The sequence below is a fragment of the Aquiflexum gelatinilyticum genome (assembly GCF_024741135.1).
GTDB classification, from domain to species: Bacteria; Bacteroidota; Bacteroidia; order Cytophagales; family Cyclobacteriaceae; genus Cognataquiflexum; species Cognataquiflexum gelatinilyticum.
Genome location: NZ_JANSUY010000025.1, coordinates 13,704 through 35,688, shown reverse-complemented (window position 1 = coordinate 35,688; position 21,985 = coordinate 13,704). Strand labels below are relative to the sequence as shown.

The following is a 21,985-nucleotide window of genomic DNA, read 5'->3' as shown; positions in this document are numbered from 1 at the left end:
TCTTTTAAATTTATAATTACTTTTGAGACCTATCAAATGTCAGCGACATTGAAACGCCATAAAATTCTTAATGATCCTGTTTATGGATTTATTACCATACCCAGTGAATTGATTTTTAGCATTATTGACCACCCCTACTTTCAGAGGTTACGTCGTATCAAGCAACTAGGTTTGACTGATTATGTCTATCCAGGTGCGCTCCATACCAGGTTTCACCACGCTATAGGTGCTATGCACCTGATGAGCATTACACTGGACAACCTCAGACATAAAGGTATCGAAATAAGTGAAGAAGAATACGAAGCCGGACTGATTGCTATATTGCTGCATGATATTGGCCATGGCCCTTTTTCTCATGCTTTGGAATTCAGCATTCTCCAAAATATTCCACACGAAGCACTGTCCCTACTTGTTATACAAAGACTAAACATCGAGTTGAACAACAAACTCGACCTTTCTATAAAAATATTCAAAGGAGAATATGAAAGGAAATTTTTCAACCAACTTGTGTCCAGTCAGCTTGATATAGACAGGCTTGATTATTTACAAAGAGATTGTTTTTTCACAGGAGTATCTGAAGGAGCCATTGGTGCTGACAGGATTATCAAAATGATGGACATCAAAGATGACCGTTTGGTTATTGAGGAAAAGGGAATTTACAGTATCGAGAATTTTTTGAGTGCACGCAGGTTGATGTATTGGCAAGTCTATCTTCATAAGACCACAGTAAGTGCTGAAAAGATGATGATCAGTCTCATCAACCGAGCTAAATACCTCATTCAAAACGGCCAAAATCTCATTGCCACTGATGAGCTCTCTTATTTCCTAAAGGGAAATTTTACGTTGAGTGATTTTAAAAATAATGAAGCTTCCTTAGAAAATTTTCTATCGCTAGATGATTTTGACATTTGGGGAGCCATCAAACTATGGAAAAACAGTGAGGATTATGTTCTGAAAAATCTATCCAGGATGTTTTTGGACAGAAATTTATTCAAAATTAACTTGCGAAATGAGGAATTTTCTCAAGCTGAAATTGAAGATGAAAAATCAAAACTTCTGAAAAAACTTCAAATTCCGGAAAAAGATCTGCCTTATTTCTTTAACCATGGCGTTTTGAGTAACCATGCTTACCTCAATACAGAGCAGATTTTTATTTTGACCAAAAAAGGAAATATCATTGATGTTGCACTAGCAGCGGATCTTCCAAATATCAAGGCAATGAGTAAAATTGTGAAAAAACACTATATCTGTCACGCCAAAAATTTAACTTTGTAAGCTCTAAACCCAATTTATGGAATTTTCTCTTGGTCAAATAGCAGAATTAATTAGCGGAAAAGTAGAAGGAGACAGTAGTCTTAAAGTAAGTCGTTTGGATAAAATCCAAGAAGGCTTGCCGGGCGGAATAAGCTTTTTGTCTAATGAAAAATATGAATCTTTTATTTATGACACAAAGGCCACTGCGGTTATCGTATCCGAAAGTTTTGAACCACAAAGACCAATCAGTACTAATTTAATCAGGGTAAAGAATGCATATGAGGGTTTTACACTGTTGCTTGAAGCATACGCCATGATGGTGACATCTGGAAAGTCCGGTACAGAAGAACCTTCGTTTTTTGACCCTACGAGTACAATCGGGAAAGATTTTTACAGAGGAGCATTTTCATATGTCGGGAAAAACTGTTTATTGGGTGATTCGGTAAAAATATACCCCAATGTATACATTGGCAACATGGTGAAAATAGGGAACAATACAATCATCCATGCTGGAGTCAAAATATATGACAATACCCAAATAGGAAATAATTGTGAAATTCATCCAGGTGCTGTAATCGGCGGAGACGGTTTTGGATTTGCCCCGCTTCCTGACGGTAGCTATAAAAAAATCCCCCAATTGGGAAATGTTGTTATCGAGGATAATGTAAGCATAGGCACCAATACCACGATAGATTGTGCAACAATGGGTTCAACTTTGATAAAAAAAGGAGCTAAAATCGATAATTTAGTTCAAATCGCACATAATGTTACCATAGGCGAGAACACGGTTATTGCTGCACAGGCCGGGATCTCTGGATCTACCGAAATCGGCAAAAACTGTGTGATTGCAGGAAAGGCAGGAATAGTAGGACATTTAAAAATTGCCGATAATACGACAATTGGTGCCAATACAGGGATTTCAAAAAGCATACATAAACCAGGTCTGACTATTTTCGGATATATGGGCTATGAAATCAAAGATTTTCTAAAATCTTACGGTCTTTTCAAAAAACTACCCGAACTCCATGACAGAATCAAAGAACTCGAAAAAAAAACATAAATTTACGGTTCTTAAATTGAAGTAGCATAACAGGATCGGATGAGAGTCAAACAGCATACCATAAAAAAACAAGTTACCGTCTCAGGAGTAGGGCTCCACACAGGCGTAATTTCGAACATGACATTTTTACCGGCTCCGCCGAATCATGGATTCAAATTTCAAAGAATAGACCTTCCGGGAATGCCTGTGGTAGATGCTGATGTCGACAATGTAGTGGATATTTCGAGAGGAACTACCTTAGAACAAAATGGAGCAAGGGTTTTTACAGTCGAGCATGTACTTGCCTCCTTGGTAGGTTTGGAAATCGACAATATTCTTATTCAATTGGACGGACCGGAACCTCCAATTATGGATGGGTCTTCCATACAGTTTATTGAAGTTTTGGAGGATGTAGGTTTGGAGGAACAAAATGCCCTCCGTAGATTTTTCGAGGTACCGGAAAGTATCACTTACAGAGAACCGTCGAGAGAGGTTGAAATGGCGGCTTTGCCATTGGATGATTACAGGGTCACGGTGATGGTTGATTATAATTCACCTGTTTTGGGAAGTCAACATGCCTCCATCACCAGCATCAGCCAATTCAAAAACGAAATTGCATCCTGCAGGACTTTTTGTTTTTTACATGAATTGGAAATGCTCTATAACCAAAATCTGATAAAGGGAGGTGATCTGAACAATGCCATTGTCGTGGTAGACAGGGTAATTGAAGAAAAGGAATTGGAACATCTTGCAAAAATGTTCAATAAGAAAAAAGTCGAAGTAAGGAAAGAGGGCATACTTAACAATGTAGAGTTACGTTACAAAAACGAACCTGCAAGGCACAAGCTCTTGGATGTTGTCGGGGACTTGGCATTGGTAGGAAGACCTTTGAAGGCACAGATATTGGCTGCTAGACCCGGTCATGCCGCGAATGTCGCTTTCGCAAAAAAAATAAAAAGGGCGATGGAAAGAGCTGGTTCGGTTCATATCCCTCATTATGACCCTAAGCTCCCCCCTGTGATGGACATCAATCAGATCAGCAATATATTACCTCACAGGTATCCCTTTCAGCTATTGGATAAAATCATCTACCTAGATGAAACCGTAGTAGCAGGTGTGAAGAATGTAACTATCAATGAGCCTTTCTTCATGGGACATTTTCCAAACAACCCCGTAATGCCGGGAGTGCTTCAAGTAGAAGCAATGGCGCAGACCGGAGGGATTTTGGTATTGAGCACCGTAGATGATCCAGAAAAGTATTGGACCTATTTTTTAGGTATAGAAAGTTGCAAATTCCGTAAGATGGTACTTCCCGGAGACACATTGGTCTTCAAATGCGAGCTACTTGCTCCCATCAGAAGAGGGATTGCAAAGATGAAAGGAGAAGCTTTTGTGGGTAACACCCTTGTTTGCGAAGCAATTATGACAGCAAGTATAGTCCGAAAAGAATCATGATCAGTCCTCTATCATTTATACACGAAAAAGCTGTCCTTGGAAAGGATGTGCATGTTGATCCCTTTTCGATGATTCACGAAAATGTGGAAATAGGAGAAGGAACATGGATCGGATCGAATGTGACCATTTATTCCGGTGCAAAAATCGGCAAAAACTGTAAAATATTTCCAGGGGCTGTCATCGCAGCGATTCCTCAGGATCTGAAGTTCCAAGGGGAAGATTCTACTGTCGAAATTGGAGAAAACACCACAATCAGAGAATGTGTCACCATCAGCCGAGGGACTATTGATAAAAGAACTACAAAAGTCGGGAGCAACTGTCTGTTAATGGCCTATGTACACATCGCCCATGATTGCATGGTCGGCAATAATGTTATCATCGCCAATGCAGTTCAGGTTGCAGGTCACGTTTCAATTGACGATTGGGCTATTGTAGGAGGAAGCAGCGCAATCCACCAGTTTGTAAAAGTAGGGATGCATTCTATGATTTCAGGAGGATCTTTGGTAAGAAAAGACGTTCCTCCATTTACAAAAGCAGCACGCGAACCGCTCAGCTATGCAGGGGTCAATTCCCTTGGCTTAAGAAGAAGGGGATACTCGAGCGAAACTATAAGCCATATCCAAGAAGTATACAGGTATCTTTTCCTCAATTCCTTGAATAATAGCAGAGCACTCGAAGAAATTGAAATCAACCTTCCTGCTACCAAAGAACGGGATGAAATAGTGAATTTTATCAGGTCATCAGAGAGAGGTGTGATGAAAGGATATATCAGCTAAATCAACATGGAGCTGAAGCTGAGTCAGGTATCAAAAAGATATCAATACGAATGGATCTTTAAAAATATCAACCTCTCTATACCTTCATTATCCCATTGGGCCATTACAGGAAGCAATGGATCAGGAAAGTCCACATTATTAAAATGCCTGACCGGAATCAACCCCTTGACATCGGGTTCAATCCAATATTTTGATTCGGGAAAAGAAATTAAGGGGGAAGATATTTTTAAGTCGCTTGTTATCAGCGCTCCTTACATGGAATTACCGGAGGAGTTTACCTTGTTGGAGCTTCTTAAATTCCATTTCAAATTCAAAATTCCTTCAGAAAATCTGAATTTGGAGGAGATGATGGATATCCTATACTTAAAACCTCACCAAAACAAACCCATTTCCCAGTTTTCTTCAGGAATGAAACAAAGACTGAAGCTTGGATTATGTTTTTTTTCAAAAAATAAATTGATTTTTTTAGATGAACCAACTTCCAATCTTGATGAGCAGGGTATATCTTGGTATTTGCAGTTGGTAAAGCAATTTTCGAAGGACAAGACACTTTTTATCTGTTCCAATGACCCCAAAGAGTATTCTTTTTGCCCCAATGAAATCAAAATTGAAGATTTTAAGGTTAAACAAAATCTTTGATTGTTGTACTGATTTATTAATTTTACAAAAATTTAATCGCCTACTAATTATGCAAAAACAAATATTCAGCTTTCTATTGATGGCATTATTGGCCTTTGGGACGTTTTCTTGTAAGGAAAAAGATGATCCAACTCCAAGCAAAACTCCTGAAGAATTAGCGATCGAAGAACTCACTAACGGATCTTCACAGATTTGGACAGTTGCAGGTGGTGGAACGGTAACAAGGGATGGCAATTCAGTGACAAGCACTTATCAGACCTTCGAACTTACTCTTGCTGCGAATTCATCTAGCAAAACATATTCAACAATCAACAGTGGTGACCTTTTTGATGCTAATGGAAATTGGTCTTTTGTTACAGGTGGCCTTGATAAGCTCCTCTTTACAGGATCCAAGCCTGCGGCCAATAATGAGATTTCCTGGACAAGAACAGGAGATAACTTGGTCTTGAGATTTAGCATTGTAGCGCCGGGTGCACGTCAGTTGGGAACTACTGCAGTTCTAGGAAGCTATGTATTTACGCTGAAAAAGAAACCATAAAAAATCATCCTCTCAAAATCAAAAGGGCATCCCAATTATTTTTGGGATGCCCTTTTTATGCTTTAAGGGTTACCAAGGTAACGCCTGCCCCACCCCTATCCGCATGTTCATCCTCCATTTTTGCAACAGGGTTCATATTGCGGAGTAAATTCCTGGTAATTTCTTTCAATATACCGTTTCCTTTGCCATGTACTATCCTAAGGTCTTTGAGTCCAAGCATGTAACCGTCATCCACAAAAGACTGTACCAAAGGTAAAATTTCCTCTCCACGCATGCCTCTTATATCTAAATTGGGAGAATACTCGAGCATTTTGCTGTTGGAGTCAAAGCCTGTCCTTTTAGCAAAGCTTTTCTTTTCCTTTTTAGCATCCGAAAGAGAGATCTTTTGAAGTCTGTTGATTTTGACATTCGATTTCAGATCACCGATGCTGATTTCTGCTTCCTTTTTCTTCAAAGCCAAAACCTGCGCAATAGTGCCATTGTCTATCAATCTCACATAATCACCTACCTGAATATCTCCCTCCACATCCTTGACTTCGGGAATGGATACCGCCTTTTTTTCAGGGTTGACTTTGACTTTCAGGTCTTCGATTTCTGCTCGAAGCTGCTTGGTAGTTTCTTTGTCTCCCTTGCTTTTTTTGATGTCCGCGATTGTGTTTTCAATCTTTTTGTTTACCTCATCCAAAAGCAACTTTGCTTCTACTTTTGCATCTTGTAAAAACTTCTTTTTATTCTGATCAATATTTTCCTTTAGGTCAGTGTATTCTTTTACCCTCAGGTCCAGAATCCTTTCCTTCTTTTTATTTTCATTGACAAGTTGCTCGTAGTTTGCCAATTGGTTTTCCAGCTTGGTGAGCATTTTGTCATACTTCACCCGATCCTCGCCGATATGACCTTTGGCGTATTCAATGATGTCTTTCGAAATACCGATTTTGGAAGCGATCTCCAAAGCAAATGAACTCCCCGGCTTGCCCAGATCAAGTTGGTACAAAGGCTCCAATTTGTCCACGTCATAGCGCATTGCTCCGTTGATGAGTCCTTGATTTTTGGAGGCAATTTGCTTCAGGTTGCCATAATGAGTTGTTAACACTCCGTAGGCACCTGTCCTATTTAGGGCAAGTAAGATCCCTTCAGCAATAGCACCCCCAAACTGTGGTTCTGTTCCCGTCCCAAATTCATCGATAAAAAGTATGGTCCTTTTATCCGCAAATTCAGTAAAATACTTCATACTCATCAGGTGCGAGCTATAGGTACTCAGGTCATTTTCAATATTCTGCTCATCTCCGATATCAATGAAAAAATTATCAAAGAGGGAACATGTAGAATGTCCATCCAAGGGAACCAAAAGCCCACATTGCAGCATGTATTGTACCATGGCTACCGTTTTCAAAGTGACGGATTTACCGCCTGCATTGGGTCCTGAAATAACCAATAGCCTTCTATTATGATCAAGAGAGATATTTAAAGGAATGATTTTTTTTTGCTGCTGCTTTAGTGCAAACTCCAATAACGGATGTCTCGCGTTGCTCCAATCGAGCTGTCTTTCTTTTTTTAGAATTGGACGGGAAGAGTTGGTCTTGATGGCAAATTTGGCTTTGGCTCGGATAAAGTCCACCATCCCAAGGAAATGATAAGCTCTCCTCAATTCAGGAATACTTGGTCTGACCACATCTGTGAGTTTGGTAAGAATCTTTTGGATTTCCCTTTTTTCCATATATTCCAAATCCTTCAGCTCATTGTTGATGTCCAAAACCTCAGCGGGTTCGAGATAAACTGTCTGACCTGTTGCGGATTCATCATGGATGAACCCTTTGATTTTCCTCTTGTTTTCAGCCAAGACCGGAATAACCATCCTACCGCCACGAATCGTCACCGATGCATCCTCAGGAGTCAGTCCTTTGGCTTTTGCATCCCTAAAAATCCTATCCAAAACTTTTCTCAGGCGGTTCTCTTCATACAAAATCTGTGACCGGATTAGAGAAAGTTCTTGGGAGGCATTGTTTCTTATTTTACCTTTTTCGTCAATTATCCGCTCAATAGCCTTAAGGATCGTATTGTCCAAAGCCACCAAACCGAGCAAATTGAATAAATTAGGATAAATCTCTTCATGGTCCTTGAAAAATTCAATGCACCGGCTGAGGGTAAAAAGGGAGAGTCTCATTTCATGAAACTCTTCCTCGTATAGAAAATTCCCTTCGATTTTTGCTTTCTCCAGGTACGGATAAATATTGGTAAAATTAGAAGAGGGGAATAATTCCCCCGACTCAATAATGGCTTTGAATTCGGCAGTTTGGTCGAGAAGCTTTCCGACAAGATTTGGATCTTTTGAAAAACCCATTTTGTCAACAAAATCCATCCCAAGCGGACCGGTGCATGCTTCTTTTAACAATTCCCGGATTTTGGTGAAATTGATTTTCTCTTCGAGATTTTTAGGGTAAATCATGGATTGGGATTGGGGTTTCTTGCTTTTTCTACCACATGAAGGGAATCAATTGTCCTGGCATATATCCTGTCCATGGTTTTGATGTCCAACATGTAATATTCCAAGCTTTTTTTGAAAACAGAATCTGTCACATCATGTTTCAAAAAAACCTCATTTTCAAAATAGGGGTATAATACCCTTGAGGAATCATAATGAATAGGGAAAGACGAAACCAAACCTTCTGCCAAATGGATATCAATGAGCACTTCCACCATTTTGTCTTCAGAAAGAATGCCTTCGGGAATTTTTTGCTTGTTGCAGGCAAAACCCGCAAAAAGCATCAACATAATTACAATTTTATTTTTCACAGACCAAAATTAATCAATTCCGACAATGAACAAGAAAATTGATTGGTTTACCTTACACCCGATGATCACATATCGTTTTTTAATTCAATTATCACCCTTAATTTAGGCCTTTGAAATAGTAGCCATGAACGAACTGCTCAAAAAACTCAGAAGATACGAGATTATGATCCGAAAGGTGGTCAACAACCAACTCCAAGGTGACTATCAATCTATTTTCAAAGGTGCAGGTTTGGAATTTGATGACCTCAGACCTTATCAATATGGCGATGATGTCAGGACAATAGAGTGGAAAGTTTCTGCCAAAGGCCATGGAACATTCGTCAAAACTTTCAGAGAAGACAAGGACCAATCGGTTTATTTCCTCATTGACATCAGCGGATCCCAGGATATCGGACAAGAAGGAAAAAAGAAAATAGATATCGGAAAAGAGATTGCCGGCGTTTTGACTTTGGCTGCCATATTTGAAGGAAGCCAAGTCGGGTTGATTTCTTATTCTGACCAAAAAGAAAAAATCATCCTTCCGGGAAAAGGTCCAAAACAAGGTGTGAAAATCATTCAGGGAATTTTTGGTCACAAAAACATTTCCCAAAAAACCAACCTGACCGAAATGTTCAACTTTGCGTTGAACCTCATCAAGAAGAGAAGCATTGTGATTGTGATTTCAGATTTCATTGACGAGGGTTATGAGAGACCTTTCAAAGCCTTGGCACAAAAACATGACCTAGTAGCTGTCCAAGTGACAGATCCCCGGGAATCCGCCCTGCCTGCCCTCGGTATCATCCCTGTGTATGACAAGGAAGAAGGAAGGACAACATGGGTAAATACTGCCTTTGGAAGCTTTTCCAAAAAAATCGCAGATACATTTACCTCCGAAAGGGAGCATCTCAAAACCATTTGCAAGAAAAACCAGATCAATTATCTGGGCATCAGCACAAGGGAAGACATCGTGATTCCCTTGATAGAATTATTTAAAAACCGTAACCGGACAATGAAACGTGGGTAAAATATTATTCTTCCTTTGCATTTTCAGCTGTTTTTTGGTGCCTCTTCAAGCCCAATCCCAGGATATTGAAGTGGAAGGTTATTTCATGCAGGACTCGGCCATGCTTGGCGAAAGGGTTGCGTATGTCCTCAAAGCAAAATCAAAACCGGGAATCAATATCGTATTTCCGGATTCCACCCATAATTTCTCCCCTTTTGTTCTTTTGGAGAAAAAATCTTTTATCTCCTCAACCCAAGAGGATGTCACTGTAGATTCGGTGGTGTATTATGTTAGCAACTTTTCACTTGACCCTGTAGCCACACTTTCTTTGCCGGTGTACGAGGTATTCCGGTTTGACAGTTTGGTGCATAAACCTTTGGAAGCGGGTCTGGTATTAAAACTGACCATAAATCCGCTGCCGGAGGAACTCGGATTTAAGGACAACAATGTCTATCAGCCGATCCCCACTGAATTCAATACGTTTGTTTTGCTGATCATATTGGGAGTAATCGTAGTATTGGCAACCATTGTTTTGGTGATTTTTGGAAAGAAAATCAAAAAACAGTGGAACAATTGGAGAGAAAAACAAAAATACAAGCGCTTTGTCAAAAGGTGGAATGCAGCCGAAACAGCCTTTGCAGCTACGCCGGACATGGCCCAAGCGGATGAAATTCTTGGCCTTTGGAAGACTTACATGGAACATCTCAATGATAAACCATTTAGGGAGTGGACCACGACGGAGATTTCAGAATTCCTGGACAACAAGGAAATTATCAAGGATTTTAGAGCCATCGAAATGGTAATCTATGCCGGCAAAGAAGGAAAAGACATCACCGAAACCTGCAACAACCTGAAGGAAATCTGCACTGATTCTTTCAAGAAAAAGATAACCGAACAAGATGAATCCAAATAATATCGCTGACTTTTTTTCTTGGTTCTGGTTTTTGCCTGAAACCTTAAAGACTTTTGAATGGGAAAACCTTTGGGCGCTTCACCTCATCTGGATTGCACCATTGATTTTGGTTTTGAGAAAGTTTGTGAAATTTCTTAAGAACCCTGTTCTGGAGCTTTCATTGCCTGGTACAGTTTCGCAAAACAATCCATGGACTTACCTTCGGTTGATTCCCGGGCTGATGTTTATCCTTGCAGTTTGGATGATTGTCATTGCATTGGCACGTCCTCAGAAAAGCAACGAAAGGGTCGAGCAGTCCACAGAAGGCATTGACATCATGATCGTGATGGACATCTCGGAATCAATGGACCTGCAGGATTTCAAACCCAACAGACTTGAGGCCGCTAAAGAAACCGCGATTGACTTTATCAACGGGCGTTTTGGAGACAGGATCGGAATGGTGATTTTCTCAGGAGAAGCTTATTCTTTGGCGCCATTGACCACAGATTATGCGCTGCTGACTGACTTGGTCAAGGACATCTCCTTCAATATGATGGACGCTAAAGGTACTGCTATCGGATCAGCTCTGGCTGCTGGCACCAACAGGATGCGGGAATCCGAGTCCAAAAGTAAAGTCATGATCCTCCTTAGTGACGGCGAGAGCAATGCGGGTAATGTCGATCCGCTATTTGCTGCGCAATTGGCTGCTGCTATGAACATCAAGATCTACACCATTGCTGTTGGAAAAGACGGCATGGTTCCTTATGGCGTGGACTTCTTTGGCAGACCGCAGATGGTCGAGAGTTACCTTGATGAAACCACCCTCAGAGAAATTGCAGGAATCGGCAACGGGGAGTTTTTCAGGGCTTCTGACGACAATGCACTTGAGCAGATTTTTGACCAGATCAATACCATGGAAAAAGCTGAAATCCTGGAATCCAGATATAAGGAAACCACTGATTATTATAGGGTATATCTTTTTTGGGGAATCCTATTGTTCTTAGCCTGGCTTGGGTTGAAAAGTACTTTCTTCAATAACTTTTTGCTGGATTAAGAAAAAAACTCAAACACCCACCTTCTCCTTCCAATCTTCTAATCTCCTGTCCATCACCTTGAACCATAAAGGTGGAAACAAAGCCAAAATAATCATCGCCGAATATCCCTGTGGCAATTGGGGACTTTCGTCATAATGATTCAAAACCTGATAGCGCTTGTACGCAAAGGCATGATGGTCGGAATGCCTCTGTAGCTGGAAAAGAAGGAAATTGCTGACCATATGGCTTGCATTCCAAGAGTGCAAATGTGTCACTTTTTCATACCTTCCATCTATTTTCTTTCGAACCATCCCATAATGCTCAATGTAATTTACCAATTCCAACAGACTGAAAGCGAAGAAACTTTGGGCAAAAAAGAAAACAGGAACTTCCCACATAAATCTGCCCAGAAAGAATGAGAATATAAAGGTGAAAATCCCGACAAATAAAAGTGGATAAATTGCAAACCAGATCATTTGATTATCTATGGACCAAAAAGGAATTCCTCTTTTTTGAAGTCTCTCCTTTTCTAAATGTACCGCGCTGAAGTAGCCCTTTGTGACAGACCTCCACCAAAATGAATAGAATGTTTCCCCTAACCTACTTGTTGCGGGGTCATCGGGTGTCGCCACCCGTACATGATGCCCCCGATTGTGCTCAATGATAAAGTGCATGTAGCAGACTGTCATCAATAAAAATTTGGAGTAATCCTGCTCTAAATCCTCACTTTTATGACCCAACTCATGAGCAACAGTAATCCCAACCCCTCCTGTAACCAATGCAATTCCTGTAGTAAATGCAAGCCATTCCCAAAAAGAAAGAGTAAAAGCTGCCACAACATAAAAGCCCCAAACCAAAACACCAATCTGCACATATACCCAAATGAAAGTCACAAAACGGTAAAAACGCTCTTTGGAAATATTGGAGATTTCATTTTCGGGAATATTGGTCCTGTCGGTCCTAATGAGAAAATCCAAATAAGGTACTAAAACAAAAACAAATGCATGGATCAAAAGCAGGTTTAAACCACCCAAATAGAATCCTCCTATCAACAAAACAGGAAGGATGAAGGCAGAAAAAAAACCGATTTTCTTAAAGTGATTCATACATGGAAGTTAAGAAATGGGCAGTGAAATTAAAACAGCCTTGTTCCATTCAAAGGTAATTTATGGAATTGATTCTAGCTATTCAGAAAAAACCTCTTTGGTCAGGTCCTCAAAGAGTATGTAAGTGGCATAAAATGTAATAGGAACAGTTACCAACAGTCCAAGGCCGAGCGTTATTATTCCGAGAAGGTTGATGATGATCAGGATAAGGGTAAATACAAAAAACTTCCACCATCTGACGGTGACCAGTTTTCGGCTTTCTTCCAAAGCTGTCCAAAAATCAAAACCTCCAAACAAAGCCATTAGAACTGCAAAACTATATCCCACTGCGAGATAAATGCCGGGAACCAAAAATGCGAAAAGCCCCAAAGCTACCAAAATTTGCCCTATCAGCCATATCGAGAAAACCGGCATATAAAAACTGAAACCTTTAAAGAAATCAGGATAGATCACCGGCATTCCTAAACTGACCCTATTTGCTACAAGGTAAAAACCTGAATACAAGGGAGGTGCCAAAAACAAGGCAAATATAAAAGCAAATTTTTCCAAGTAAATACTTGCCAAAAGTTGAAGAGAAATGATCAGCATGGTATAAGCCACACTCAGGACCGGCTGCTTCAAAAACATTTGCCAAGCTCTTGAAAATATATACTTGAAATCAAAGTCGTAACCTTTGATCCGAAGTTGTTCTAATTTTTCCTTACTCATTTAGATAATCAGACTTGAGATTTGAGACGCAAGATTTGAGACAAAAAACATCAGCGCTAAATGGAAATGATTGATCAATTAAAGTTGATTTGATAGAGACTGTGGAGAACAATTAACCCAATAACCAATTAACCACTAACCATTATTTTGTCATAGCTTCCAAGATATCATGTTTGGTGACAATATGGATCTGATGGTTATCATCTCGGACCAAGACGGCTTTTTCTTTGTCCAACATCGAACTCAACACATCCAAGGTGCTGTCCAAAGCCACAAATTTCATGGATGTTTCCATCACATCGGCAACTGTTGCGTCTTTCAGCTCCGGATTTTCTATTATTTTGGAAAGGAGCTTGCTATCTGTCAATGAACCTATAACATGTCCATCTTCTAAAACCGGGATCTGGGAAACGCTTTTCCCATTCATCAGGTGGATGGCATCTTTGACTTTGTCATTTTTGTGGGAAACTACCAATTGGTAACTGCCATTTCTGGAACCGATGATATCTCGGGCTGTACCAAAAGATTTATTTTCCAAAAAGCCGTGGTTTCTCATCCAATCGTCATTGTAGATTTTGCCGAGGTACCTTGTTCCATGATCCGGAAGGATGATGACCATGCGGTCTCCCTCTTTCAGGTTTTCTTTGGCATATTCCAAAGCGCCATGGACTGCAGACCCGCAAGACCATCCGACAAAAAGTCCTTCTTCCCGTGACAGTCTTCTTGTCATGACGGCCGCATCTTTATCCGTCACTTTGATAAAGTTGTCAATCAGTGAAAAATCAACATTTTTTGGCAAAATATCCTCACCAATCCCTTCAGTCAGGTAAGGGTAAATTTCATTTTCGTCGAAGATTCCTGTTTCCTTATATTTTTTAAATACAGAACCATAGGTATCAATTCCTACGGTCACGATATCCGGATTTTGTTCTTTGAGATACTTGGCCGTACCACACATAGATCCTCCTGTACCTACCCCGGCAGCATAATGGGTAACTTTTCCTTCTGTATCACGCCAGATTTCGGGACCCGTGGTCTCATAATGAGCCAATGAATTGGATAGGTTATCGTATTGGTTTGGATAAAAAGAGTTGGGAATATCCTGATTCAGTTTTTTGGCTACAGAATAATAAGATCTTGGATCATCAGGCGTCACATTGGTTGGGCAAACAATCACTTCAGCACCAACTGCTTTAAGGATATCGATTTTCTCTTTGGACTGCTTGTCAGCCATCGTAAAAATGCACCTATACCCTTTGGCAATGGCTGCCAAGGCCAAACCCATTCCTGTATTGCCACTTGTTCCTTCTATGATTGTTCCTCCAGGTTTCAAAAATCCTGCTTCTTCCGCATCTTCGACCATCTTGATGGCCATCCGGTCTTTCATCGAATTTCCCGGGTTGAAATATTCTACTTTGACGAGAATCTCTCCCTTGATGCCTTTGTTCAGCCTGTTTAACCTTACCATCGGTGTATTTCCAATGGTTTCAATAATGGAATTATAAATCATAAACTTTGGGTTATAAAGCCCGAATTTACGAATATTTTTAAACCTCAGCGATTTCTGAGGGGAGTATCCAAATAATATTTCGAAAAGGTTATTTGGAAATCAAGAGGCTTTGGCCACTGACTCTACCTGTATAGCATATTCATCGACCAAGGCCACAGCTCCATGAATCGCAGTTTCATCAAGATCAGAAATCAGAATTTTCAGATTTTGGCTAACAGAGGGATATTTGAACGTAGCGATGGTGGCCAACATGCTTTCCTGAAAATAAGGATATGCTTTTCTGATCGATCCTCCCAAAACAATTGCTTGGGGAGCCAAGGTATAAAGGATGTTTTTGATCAACTCACCAAGGTGATGTCCAAACTCAGCATAAGCTTTGATTGCCTCAGGGTCACCTTCTTTAGCTTTTTTTGACAAGGTCTTGGCTTTGGAACCATACTTGGCATTAAAAAATTTACTGCTGCAATAAAACTCAAAATCCTGATCGAGGTAAGGAGCAGAACACCATTCCCCTGCCGCACAGTTAAACCCACAGTACAAATGACCGTTTGCGATGATCCCAGCCCCAAGTCCAGTTCCTAAGGTAATGCCGACGACATGCTTGTAAACACTAGCCGCACCAAACTTATACTCGCCGAGTGCAAAACAATTGGCATCATTGTTTATGTAAACAGGCTTCGAAAATCTTTCTTCCAAAAATTCCCTCAAATGGACCCTTCGGAATGAAGGTATGTTTTCTAAGTTGAGCACCAATCCCAAATCTGTATCTATCAAACCGGGAATTCCTATTCCGATGGCATAGAAATCATGATGGCTGTAAGAAGAAATCAATCCTGCTATGGTTTCCAGGATAAATTCCTGACTCTCTTGTGAGGGTGTAGCAATAGTACGGATATCTATCAATTCAGAACCAACAAGAACTCCTGCTTTGATATTGGTGCCCCCAATGTCAAGTCCAAGAATAGGTTTTTCGGTTTTCAGCATAGGTTTAAGGTTTTTAAGCTTTAAACAGAAAAAGAAGAATGAATTTTCATTCTCCTTTTCCCAAAAATTTTTGTTTCGGGCCGGTCAATTCAGCATCCCTTCTATTGACTTCTCAAGCTCCCGGGCGTGTGCCAAAAACTCTTCCACATTCATGTCTTTGAAAAAGATCAGGCCATGACTAGACCGGACTTTGGCACTTTCATGAAGGTAAAAATAATTTTTACCCAAAAGTAACTGAATATCGTCGAGTTGTCCAACCCAAGTACGCTTGGCAACAGTAGAAAATTTACCGTTGTGCGAATAACTTGGAAATGAAGCATTCACTTGGCTAAGGTAACAGTTGGAAAATGAATCCTCCATCACTGACATGTCACCCAATGATACAGGCACAATGACATTGGCTTCATGTGGTTCAAATTTAAACCAAACGTTTCTATATCCGATAATCCTCAACTTACTCAGGTCTTTTTCCTCACCCCATTGTCTGACCGCCTCTGCAGTGGCTTGCAATACTTTGTAGTGGGTATCAGGACCTGATCCTTCCGGATCAAGCGTCAAACTTATTTTGGTAGGATTGACTTTTTTGAATAATTCTACAATGGGAACAACATCCCTCTTTTTGTCAGGCTGTTCTGTGAAAATATCACCTGTATAGAAACCTAATCTCAAATGGTGGACATTTTTCACCTGAACCCCAAAATGCGCCCAAACCAATTCCTCCTCAAATTCACGGATCATTCCTTTGATTTTTTGGATCTTGGAAGGATTCTTTTCTCCGTCATAAGAATTTCGAAGGATACTGATGATGTCATTGATGGTTTCTCTCAACTTGGTTGCTGACTTGACTTCAAAGACATCCACCACTGCACGGACAACCCTGTGGCAGAGCCCTCTGATTCTTTCATCTAAATCTTCAGAAGCAACATTGGTAAGAAAATGATAGACGTCCTTGTCGGTCTTCAATTTATAACCAACCTCAAAAAAGTCTTCAAATTTGACCATTTGGATTTTGCCTTCATCCAATAATTTTTTGGTTTGGAGCAAAGTGTCTATCACAAACGTATTGGTCACGGCTGTAAAACCGGAAGTCAAAACCGAGAAATGTGCCTCATTGCTGTTTTCATGCAATTGATTGGTGATATGCGGCAAAATTCCCAATGAAATATCATCGTGGTGAGGTCCTGTATGCAAAAGAACTTCATCCTTTTCTTGGGTAGTTCCTCTTTTCAGTTTGGCAATTGTGCTCTGCATGACCTGATTGACTGTCTCTTCGGACAATCCCGGAATCATGGCGGTATATTTATCAGCTTTTAGGTCTTCCATCTTGAGACGGTGACCGTATTTTTTGATCTTTTTGCAAAGGTCAATGATAGACCTTTCGGTTTTTTCCCAAGTCCATTCCCCTTGACGGTAATAAGCATCCACTGAATCTGTCAACCTAACCGCAGCTCCTTTGGTCAGATAGAACCTGCCATTTTTCAGTTTTTGTAATACTGTGGCAGGATAGACATTGTCCAGAGGTGTCTCTAAGGAATCCTTTACGATTTGGGCTTTGGCTTCTCCGGCAGCGATGATAATTCCAACGGCGTTTGGATTGTAAACGATAGTGTCCAAGCCAATTGTGATGACAAGCCTATTGGCCGAAACTTCAATTCCTCCCAAATCCCCTGCCGCTACAGCTTGGGTTTCAAAGTTGGTTTCAGTCAATCTTGTTGTTGAAAAAAGATGCGATCCACGGGTATTGAATGCGATGTGTCCGTCAGGACCGATTCCTCCCAAAAAGAAACCTATTCCGCCGGCATCTCTGATTTTCTGTTCATATTGACCACACCAATGGTCAATTTTGTAAATCGACTCCTGTTGGATTTTTTCTAGGTTGTTGATTGGGTCACGGAACCTTAGCGAAAGGTCTACCTTCAGATCTGGGAAAACTTCCTTGAAATGCTTCCCTCCTGCCAAGGGAATTTCATCAGAATTGATCAGAATGGCCTTTTCTTTACTAAGGCCAAATCCTTCAAGATAAAATTTGTTGACATAATCAAAAAAACTGTTCTTTTGCTTAGAAGAAATCGGATAAAACTCATCGATCTGTACAAAGGTCAAATCCTTCAAATAAGGTTTTTTGACTGATCCAAGTCCATATTTTTCTCTTGTCTCTTTTCCTTTTTTGGTGTCCCAATTCTCTAATAGGTATTGGGTCCATTTGATGAAATACTCAGGAGTTTTGCCCGTCGGCAAACTGATGACTCCCTGAGGATTTTCAGAAACCCATTCCAAAAACCGACAAGCCGTGATGAGACCGAGTTTGGGAAAATTATCAACCATGAGATAGGGAATCAGGGTAGTGATTTTTTCAACACCTGATTCTCTTTGGAAAGCTTTTTCTACTTCTGAAAGTGGATAATTGCTAAGCATAAGACTGTTTTTTTGATTCAGATTTTTTAGAAATAATTGACAATTCGCATGACACTGTTTTTCTCTAGCCGAAAGTCGGAAAACCGATTTAAATTTGGTCTCAACCCAATCATTTAAAAGAAATAAGCAACCTTACTTTGATTACCTTCTGCATTAAACTTTAATTAACAAAATTCAGTTAGCAGCATTTCTATGCAAAAATAAAAAAACTTTTACGTTAAATCATAGACTTTTATAAAATTTTTAAAAAAGATATTCAAATTTTACTAAAATATATTTTTAGTAAATTCAATCTTGATTTTCAGTTGAAATTCTTTGATCACCTTAAATATTTCAACCAATGTTACCATCTGCACCTTGGTCAACTCATCGGTACTGACGTGGTTGGTCGGATTGCTTTTGTTTTCCATAAGCTGTAACGACTGCTTTTCCAACCTGATCCCCATTAGGTAATAGTAGGCATGGGAAATCTCCTTTGCTTCCTTGTCGGTAAAAATCTTTTGCTCCTCGAGCATCCTGATCCTGTCTCCTGTATTGGTCTCAAAAATCCTGTATTTCAAAGCAAATATGCGGACAAGGTCCACGATAGGCGTCATGGTTTTTTTGATGTTGAAATGTTTCTCCCCATCAATCTTGTAGGTTTTTATGTTTTTGAAAAAAGTCAGTGGCGGCTCAAACTGAAGTGCATTGGTCCCCATATTGATAAAAAACTTCTCGGAAGGATTTTCAAGCTGTTGGTCCATAAATTTCCTCAAATCCTCCAACAACCCAAATTCCCCATAAATCGGCCTGCAGTCGAAGAAAGTCGAATACTTCATGACAGTTTCGGGAGTGGATTCCTGAATCCAGCTTTCATAATTCCGCTTCCAATGGGAAAGAGAATGCGTCCATTTTGGGTTTTTGGCCATAAAACCACCCTTGCAAAATACAAATCCGACCTGATCCAAGGCAAAAGAAACCCTTTCGGCAAAATCCAAAAAGTATTCCCTGACCATTTCGCGGTGTTCATTGGCCTTGTCTTCATAGATGATGGCGTTGTCCTGATCGGTTTTGAGGGTTTGCTCTGCCCTTCCCTCGCTGCCAAGCACAAAAAACACAAACTTGGCCGGGGGTTCTCCTATTTCCCTGATGGTATTTTCGATGATCCTCAGGGCGATCGTGTCCGCCACTGTGGTGATGATCTGATTGACGATCTGTGATTTGAGCCCTTTATCAATCAGCTGATGGATAATTTGAGGAACTTGCTCCCACTTTTCCTTCAGTTCTTCCGTATCCATGGACTGCTTCACAGATTGGATAAAAACAAAAGGGCCCTGCGCCTGCTCGGAAAGGATTTTATTTCTGCTGATCCAGCCGACAAATGTTTCTTTGTTTTTGACCAAAAGGTATCGCGTCTTGGTCCGGAACATCATCAAAAGCGCTTCATACAGGAAAGCTGAATCCTGAATGTAAACGATATTCCTGTCCATGATTTCTCCCACAGGGGTATCAAAAGAAAGCTTATCGGCGATAATCCTGTCCCGGAGCGTGATATCAGTGACAAATCCTATAATTTCATTGGGAGAATCTCCAATAAAAAAACAGGAAATCTTATCTCTAGCCATCAATCGGGCAACTTCAAAAACAGGGGTATGGACCGGACAAACCGATAAATTTCGGAAATGGAGGTCTCCGACTTTTTTGGTGTAGATGTGGTCAATATTATTTTCAGCTGTGGTTATCATTCCTTCCCAAACTCTTCATGGTGAAAATAATTAAATTTCTTAATTTCGGCTATGATAATTATTGTAACAGGTGTTTCGGGAAGCGGAAAAACAACTTTGGGCTCCCTATTGTCCAAGAAACTTCGGCTGCCTTTTTTTGATGCAGATGACTTTCATCCCAAAGCCAATGTGGAAAAGATGACACAGGGAATTCCCCTGACCGACCACGATCGACAGCCTTGGCTCGAGCACCTTGCTGATAATATCAAAGCATGGGAATCAGCAGGCGGCGGAATCCTCGCCTGTTCGGCACTGCGAGAACACTACAGACAAATCCTCCAAGTAGTTCCTTCGATAGTATGGCTGCACCTAATTGGCAGCAAAGATATTTTGACCGAAAGGCTTTCCTTGCGGAAAGGCCACTATATGAACCCCGGCCTATTGGATTCCCAATTGGAGACTTGGGAGGAACCCGAATATGGACATCGGATTGATATCTCAAAAACTCCTGAAGAAATGGTTGTGGAAATTCTTAAAATAGATGAAATAATTATGCCCTCACTTCACTTTGGTGTCATCGGTATGGGAGTGATGGGCAAAAGCCTTGCACTCAACCTTGCTGACAACGGAATCCCGACGGCAGTGTACAACAGGCATGTCGAAGGAAAAGAGGAAAAAATCGCTTCCACATTTGCAACTGAAAATTTGGATCTTCCACTTCTGAAAGGTTTTGACGGGTTAGAGGAATTTATTTCTTCCCTCGAAAAACCCAAGAAAATCCTCCTGATGATTCCTGCCGGCAATGCGATAGACATGCAGATCGGCCAATTGCTTCCGATGCTTGAGCCGGGAGACATCATCATTGACGGGGGAAATTCATTTTTTGAAGATTCGAAAAGAAGGTACGAAGAGCTAAATTCCAAAGGCTTCCATTTTATCCCGATGGGAGTTTCCGGAGGGGAAGAAGGAGCGAGAAAAGGACCGTCTTTGATGCCAAGCGGAAATCAGGAAGCTTATGACTTGGTATCCCCTTACCTCAAAAAAATAGCCGCCAAAGACAATAACGGCGCGCCATGTGTCAGCTTTATCGGCAATTCGGGTGCGGGACATTTTATCAAAATGGTCCATAACAGCATTGAATACGGTGAAATGCAGACATTGGCTGAAACTGTCCACCTGATGAAGTATGGGCTGAAACTCTCCTATCCCGAAATTTCAAGAACACTGAAATCCTGGACCAATGAAGGTCTGAAAAGTTACCTGCTCGAAATCACCGCCGACATCCTTCTTGCCAAGGAAGGGAAAAACTTCCTGCTCGATCAGGTGTTGGACAAAGCCGGACAAAAGGGAACAGGCTCTTGGTCATTGACCACCGCATTGAAATACAATGTCGCCTATAGCCCTCTTTCGGAAGCTGTCACCGCTAGGATGCTGTCCGGCAACAAAGACGAACGGGAAGAATTGGCTACTTTTTTCGGTCACCGTTTTGGAGCTTTCGGAGAAGACAAGGTCATTCCGATTGAGAAAATCAAAAACGCTTACGCACTCACCCGCATCATCAACCATGAAGTAGGATTTGAATTGATGAATCAGGTTTCCCTGACAGAAAACTGGAACCTCAATATGAGTGAGATATCACGGATTTGGACCAATGGATGCATTATCCGTTCGACGTTGATGGAAAACATGGTTGCTTTGTACAAGGAAAACAGTTCGCTGCTGAAAGCCAAACAGATGAAAACCAAGATCAAAGAACTCCGGTATGACCTCTCTTATATCGTGGGCTTGGGAATTCAGCACAATTATGCCTTGCCGGTCATGTCGGCCGCCATCAATTACTTCTATGGAAGGATTACCACCGATTCATCTGCCAATCTGATTCAGGCACAAAGGGATTACTTTGGCGCACATACCTATCAGCGAAGAGACGATCCCAATGGTCCATTCCATCATTCGGATTGGAAAGGAAGTATCCCTAAGGTGGGAAGTATGGAGATTGGGTATTAGGGAATGGGTTATTTGGTTATTTGGTTATTTGGTTAAATATGCATGAATTCAAAGAATTAGATATTTATTGATATTAGATACTGATTGATATTGTCTCAAAATTCAAAGGCGAATTTGATTCTAAAGGCAGAAAAAAAAATTTTGTTTTGCTAA

The 21,985-nt window shown here is 40.7% G+C and carries 18 protein-coding genes; 10 read left to right on the top strand and 8 right to left on the bottom strand.

The window, feature by feature from the left end; genetic code table 11:
* The first annotated feature begins 36 nt into the window (after positions 1 to 36).
* The 6 genes from NU887_RS19460 to NU887_RS19435 are packed head-to-tail and all read left to right on the top strand — an operon-like array spanning position 37 to position 5,701.
* Entirely contained in the window at positions 37 to 1,275 is a 1,239-nt protein-coding gene (locus tag NU887_RS19460; protein ID WP_258425061.1) for an HD domain-containing protein, read from the top strand.
* A gap of 16 nt (positions 1,276 to 1,291) precedes the next feature.
* Positions 1,292 to 2,314 (top strand): UDP-3-O-(3-hydroxymyristoyl)glucosamine N-acyltransferase, encoded by a 1,023-nt coding sequence (lpxD, locus tag NU887_RS19455; RefSeq protein ID WP_258425060.1) that lies wholly within the window; start codon positions 1,292 to 1,294, stop codon positions 2,312 to 2,314.
* Between the two features lie 39 nt (positions 2,315 to 2,353).
* Positions 2,354 to 3,748 carry a bifunctional UDP-3-O-[3-hydroxymyristoyl] N-acetylglucosamine deacetylase/3-hydroxyacyl-ACP dehydratase gene (locus tag NU887_RS19450; protein WP_258425059.1) on the top strand — a complete coding sequence of 465 codons (1,395 nt, stop codon included), beginning with the start codon at positions 2,354 to 2,356 and terminating at the stop codon, positions 3,746 to 3,748.
* A complete protein-coding gene (gene lpxA, locus NU887_RS19445; RefSeq protein ID WP_258425058.1) occupies positions 3,745 to 4,524 on the top strand; it encodes an acyl-ACP--UDP-N-acetylglucosamine O-acyltransferase in 780 nt (259 codons plus the stop codon). Before NU887_RS19450 ends, lpxA begins: the two co-directional genes overlap by 4 nt.
* 6 nt (positions 4,525 to 4,530) lie before the next feature.
* Positions 4,531 to 5,163, top strand: coding sequence for an ABC transporter ATP-binding protein (locus NU887_RS19440; protein WP_258425057.1), 633 nt, complete (start codon positions 4,531 to 4,533; stop codon positions 5,161 to 5,163).
* Positions 5,164 to 5,212: 49 nt separating this feature from the next.
* A complete protein-coding gene (locus tag NU887_RS19435) occupies positions 5,213 to 5,701 on the top strand; it encodes a hypothetical protein (protein WP_258425056.1) in 489 nt (162 codons plus the stop codon).
* A gap of 55 nt (positions 5,702 to 5,756) precedes the next feature.
* On the opposite strand, the gene NU887_RS19430 is transcribed toward NU887_RS19435, so the two are convergent.
* Complete coding sequence (locus NU887_RS19430; RefSeq protein ID WP_258425055.1) at positions 5,757 to 8,144, bottom strand: endonuclease MutS2; 2,388 nt, start codon at positions 8,142 to 8,144, stop codon at positions 5,757 to 5,759.
* The gene (locus NU887_RS19425) at positions 8,141 to 8,470 is read right to left on the bottom strand and encodes a DUF4296 domain-containing protein (protein ID WP_275982440.1); all 330 of its coding nucleotides are present in this window, start codon (positions 8,468 to 8,470) and stop codon (positions 8,141 to 8,143) included. The genes NU887_RS19430 and NU887_RS19425 overlap by 4 nt, the downstream gene beginning before the upstream one ends.
* Positions 8,471 to 8,615: 145 nt before the next feature.
* Here NU887_RS19425 and NU887_RS19420 point away from each other — a divergent pair, with 145 nt between their 5' ends.
* Genes NU887_RS19420 through NU887_RS19410 form a run of 3 tightly spaced genes read left to right on the top strand, consistent with a single transcriptional unit; the run spans position 8,616 to position 11,419 of the window.
* Positions 8,616 to 9,494: a DUF58 domain-containing protein gene (locus NU887_RS19420; RefSeq protein ID WP_258425053.1), complete on the top strand. Its 879-nt coding sequence runs from the start codon at positions 8,616 to 8,618 to the stop codon at positions 9,492 to 9,494.
* Positions 9,487 to 10,386: a hypothetical protein gene (locus NU887_RS19415; RefSeq protein WP_258425052.1), complete on the top strand. Its 900-nt coding sequence runs from the start codon at positions 9,487 to 9,489 to the stop codon at positions 10,384 to 10,386. Before NU887_RS19420 ends, NU887_RS19415 begins: the two co-directional genes overlap by 8 nt.
* Complete coding sequence (locus NU887_RS19410) at positions 10,373 to 11,419, top strand: vWA domain-containing protein (protein ID WP_258425051.1); 1,047 nt, start codon at positions 10,373 to 10,375, stop codon at positions 11,417 to 11,419. Before NU887_RS19415 ends, NU887_RS19410 begins: the two co-directional genes overlap by 14 nt.
* Positions 11,420 to 11,428: 9 nt before the next feature.
* Here NU887_RS19410 and NU887_RS19405 read toward each other — a convergent pair whose 3' ends face one another.
* From NU887_RS19405 to NU887_RS19380, 6 genes are all read right to left on the bottom strand, one after another.
* A complete protein-coding gene (locus tag NU887_RS19405) occupies positions 11,429 to 12,505 on the bottom strand; it encodes an alkane 1-monooxygenase (RefSeq protein ID WP_258425050.1) in 1,077 nt (358 codons plus the stop codon).
* Between the two features lie 78 nt (positions 12,506 to 12,583).
* Positions 12,584 to 13,213, bottom strand: coding sequence for a DUF2189 domain-containing protein (locus NU887_RS19400; protein ID WP_258425049.1), 630 nt, complete (start codon positions 13,211 to 13,213; stop codon positions 12,584 to 12,586).
* Between the two features lie 142 nt (positions 13,214 to 13,355).
* The gene (locus tag NU887_RS19395) at positions 13,356 to 14,723 is read right to left on the bottom strand and encodes a cystathionine beta-synthase (protein ID WP_258425048.1); all 1,368 of its coding nucleotides are present in this window, start codon (positions 14,721 to 14,723) and stop codon (positions 13,356 to 13,358) included.
* Positions 14,724 to 14,822: 99 nt separating this feature from the next.
* On the bottom strand, positions 14,823 to 15,707 hold the full coding sequence (locus NU887_RS19390) for an ROK family protein (RefSeq protein ID WP_258425047.1): 885 nt from the start codon (positions 15,705 to 15,707) through the stop codon (positions 14,823 to 14,825).
* Between the two features lie 84 nt (positions 15,708 to 15,791).
* On the bottom strand, positions 15,792 to 18,122 hold the full coding sequence (locus tag NU887_RS19385) for a glucosamine-6-phosphate isomerase (protein ID WP_258425046.1): 2,331 nt from the start codon (positions 18,120 to 18,122) through the stop codon (positions 15,792 to 15,794).
* A 266-nt stretch (positions 18,123 to 18,388) separates the two neighbouring features.
* Positions 18,389 to 19,846: a DUF294 nucleotidyltransferase-like domain-containing protein gene (locus NU887_RS19380; RefSeq protein ID WP_258425045.1), complete on the bottom strand. Its 1,458-nt coding sequence runs from the start codon at positions 19,844 to 19,846 to the stop codon at positions 18,389 to 18,391.
* 51 nt (positions 19,847 to 19,897) lie between these two features.
* On the opposite strand from NU887_RS19380, the gene gndA reads away from it, so the two are divergent.
* Positions 19,898 to 21,832, top strand: coding sequence for an NADP-dependent phosphogluconate dehydrogenase (gndA, locus tag NU887_RS19375; RefSeq protein WP_258425044.1), 1,935 nt, complete (start codon positions 19,898 to 19,900; stop codon positions 21,830 to 21,832).
* The last annotated feature ends 153 nt before the right edge of the window (positions 21,833 to 21,985 follow it).

Coding starts and splice junctions, on each gene's coding strand:
- NU887_RS19460 (WP_258425061.1), top strand. CDS start 37: ATGTCAGCGACATTGAAACGCCATAAAATTCTTAATGATCCTGTTTAT.
- lpxD (WP_258425060.1), top strand. CDS start 1,292: ATGGAATTTTCTCTTGGTCAAATAGCAGAATTAATTAGCGGAAAAGTA.
- NU887_RS19450 (WP_258425059.1), top strand. CDS start 2,354: ATGAGAGTCAAACAGCATACCATAAAAAAACAAGTTACCGTCTCAGGA.
- lpxA (WP_258425058.1), top strand. CDS start 3,745: ATGATCAGTCCTCTATCATTTATACACGAAAAAGCTGTCCTTGGAAAG.
- NU887_RS19440 (WP_258425057.1), top strand. CDS start 4,531: ATGGAGCTGAAGCTGAGTCAGGTATCAAAAAGATATCAATACGAATGG.
- NU887_RS19435 (WP_258425056.1), top strand. CDS start 5,213: ATGCAAAAACAAATATTCAGCTTTCTATTGATGGCATTATTGGCCTTT.
- NU887_RS19430 (WP_258425055.1), bottom strand. CDS start 8,144: ATGATTTACCCTAAAAATCTCGAAGAGAAAATCAATTTCACCAAAATC.
- NU887_RS19425 (WP_275982440.1), bottom strand. CDS start 8,470: ATGTTGATGCTTTTTGCGGGTTTTGCCTGCAACAAGCAAAAAATTCCC.
- NU887_RS19420 (WP_258425053.1), top strand. CDS start 8,616: ATGAACGAACTGCTCAAAAAACTCAGAAGATACGAGATTATGATCCGA.
- NU887_RS19410 (WP_258425051.1), top strand. CDS start 10,373: ATGAATCCAAATAATATCGCTGACTTTTTTTCTTGGTTCTGGTTTTTG.
- NU887_RS19405 (WP_258425050.1), bottom strand. CDS start 12,505: ATGAATCACTTTAAGAAAATCGGTTTTTTTTCTGCCTTCATCCTTCCT.
- NU887_RS19400 (WP_258425049.1), bottom strand. CDS start 13,213: ATGAGTAAGGAAAAATTAGAACAACTTCGGATCAAAGGTTACGACTTT.
- NU887_RS19395 (WP_258425048.1), bottom strand. CDS start 14,723: ATGATTTATAATTCCATTATTGAAACCATTGGAAATACACCGATGGTA.
- NU887_RS19390 (WP_258425047.1), bottom strand. CDS start 15,707: ATGCTGAAAACCGAAAAACCTATTCTTGGACTTGACATTGGGGGCACC.
- NU887_RS19385 (WP_258425046.1), bottom strand. CDS start 18,122: ATGCTTAGCAATTATCCACTTTCAGAAGTAGAAAAAGCTTTCCAAAGA.
- NU887_RS19380 (WP_258425045.1), bottom strand. CDS start 19,846: ATGATAACCACAGCTGAAAATAATATTGACCACATCTACACCAAAAAA.
- gndA (WP_258425044.1), top strand. CDS start 19,898: ATGATAATTATTGTAACAGGTGTTTCGGGAAGCGGAAAAACAACTTTG.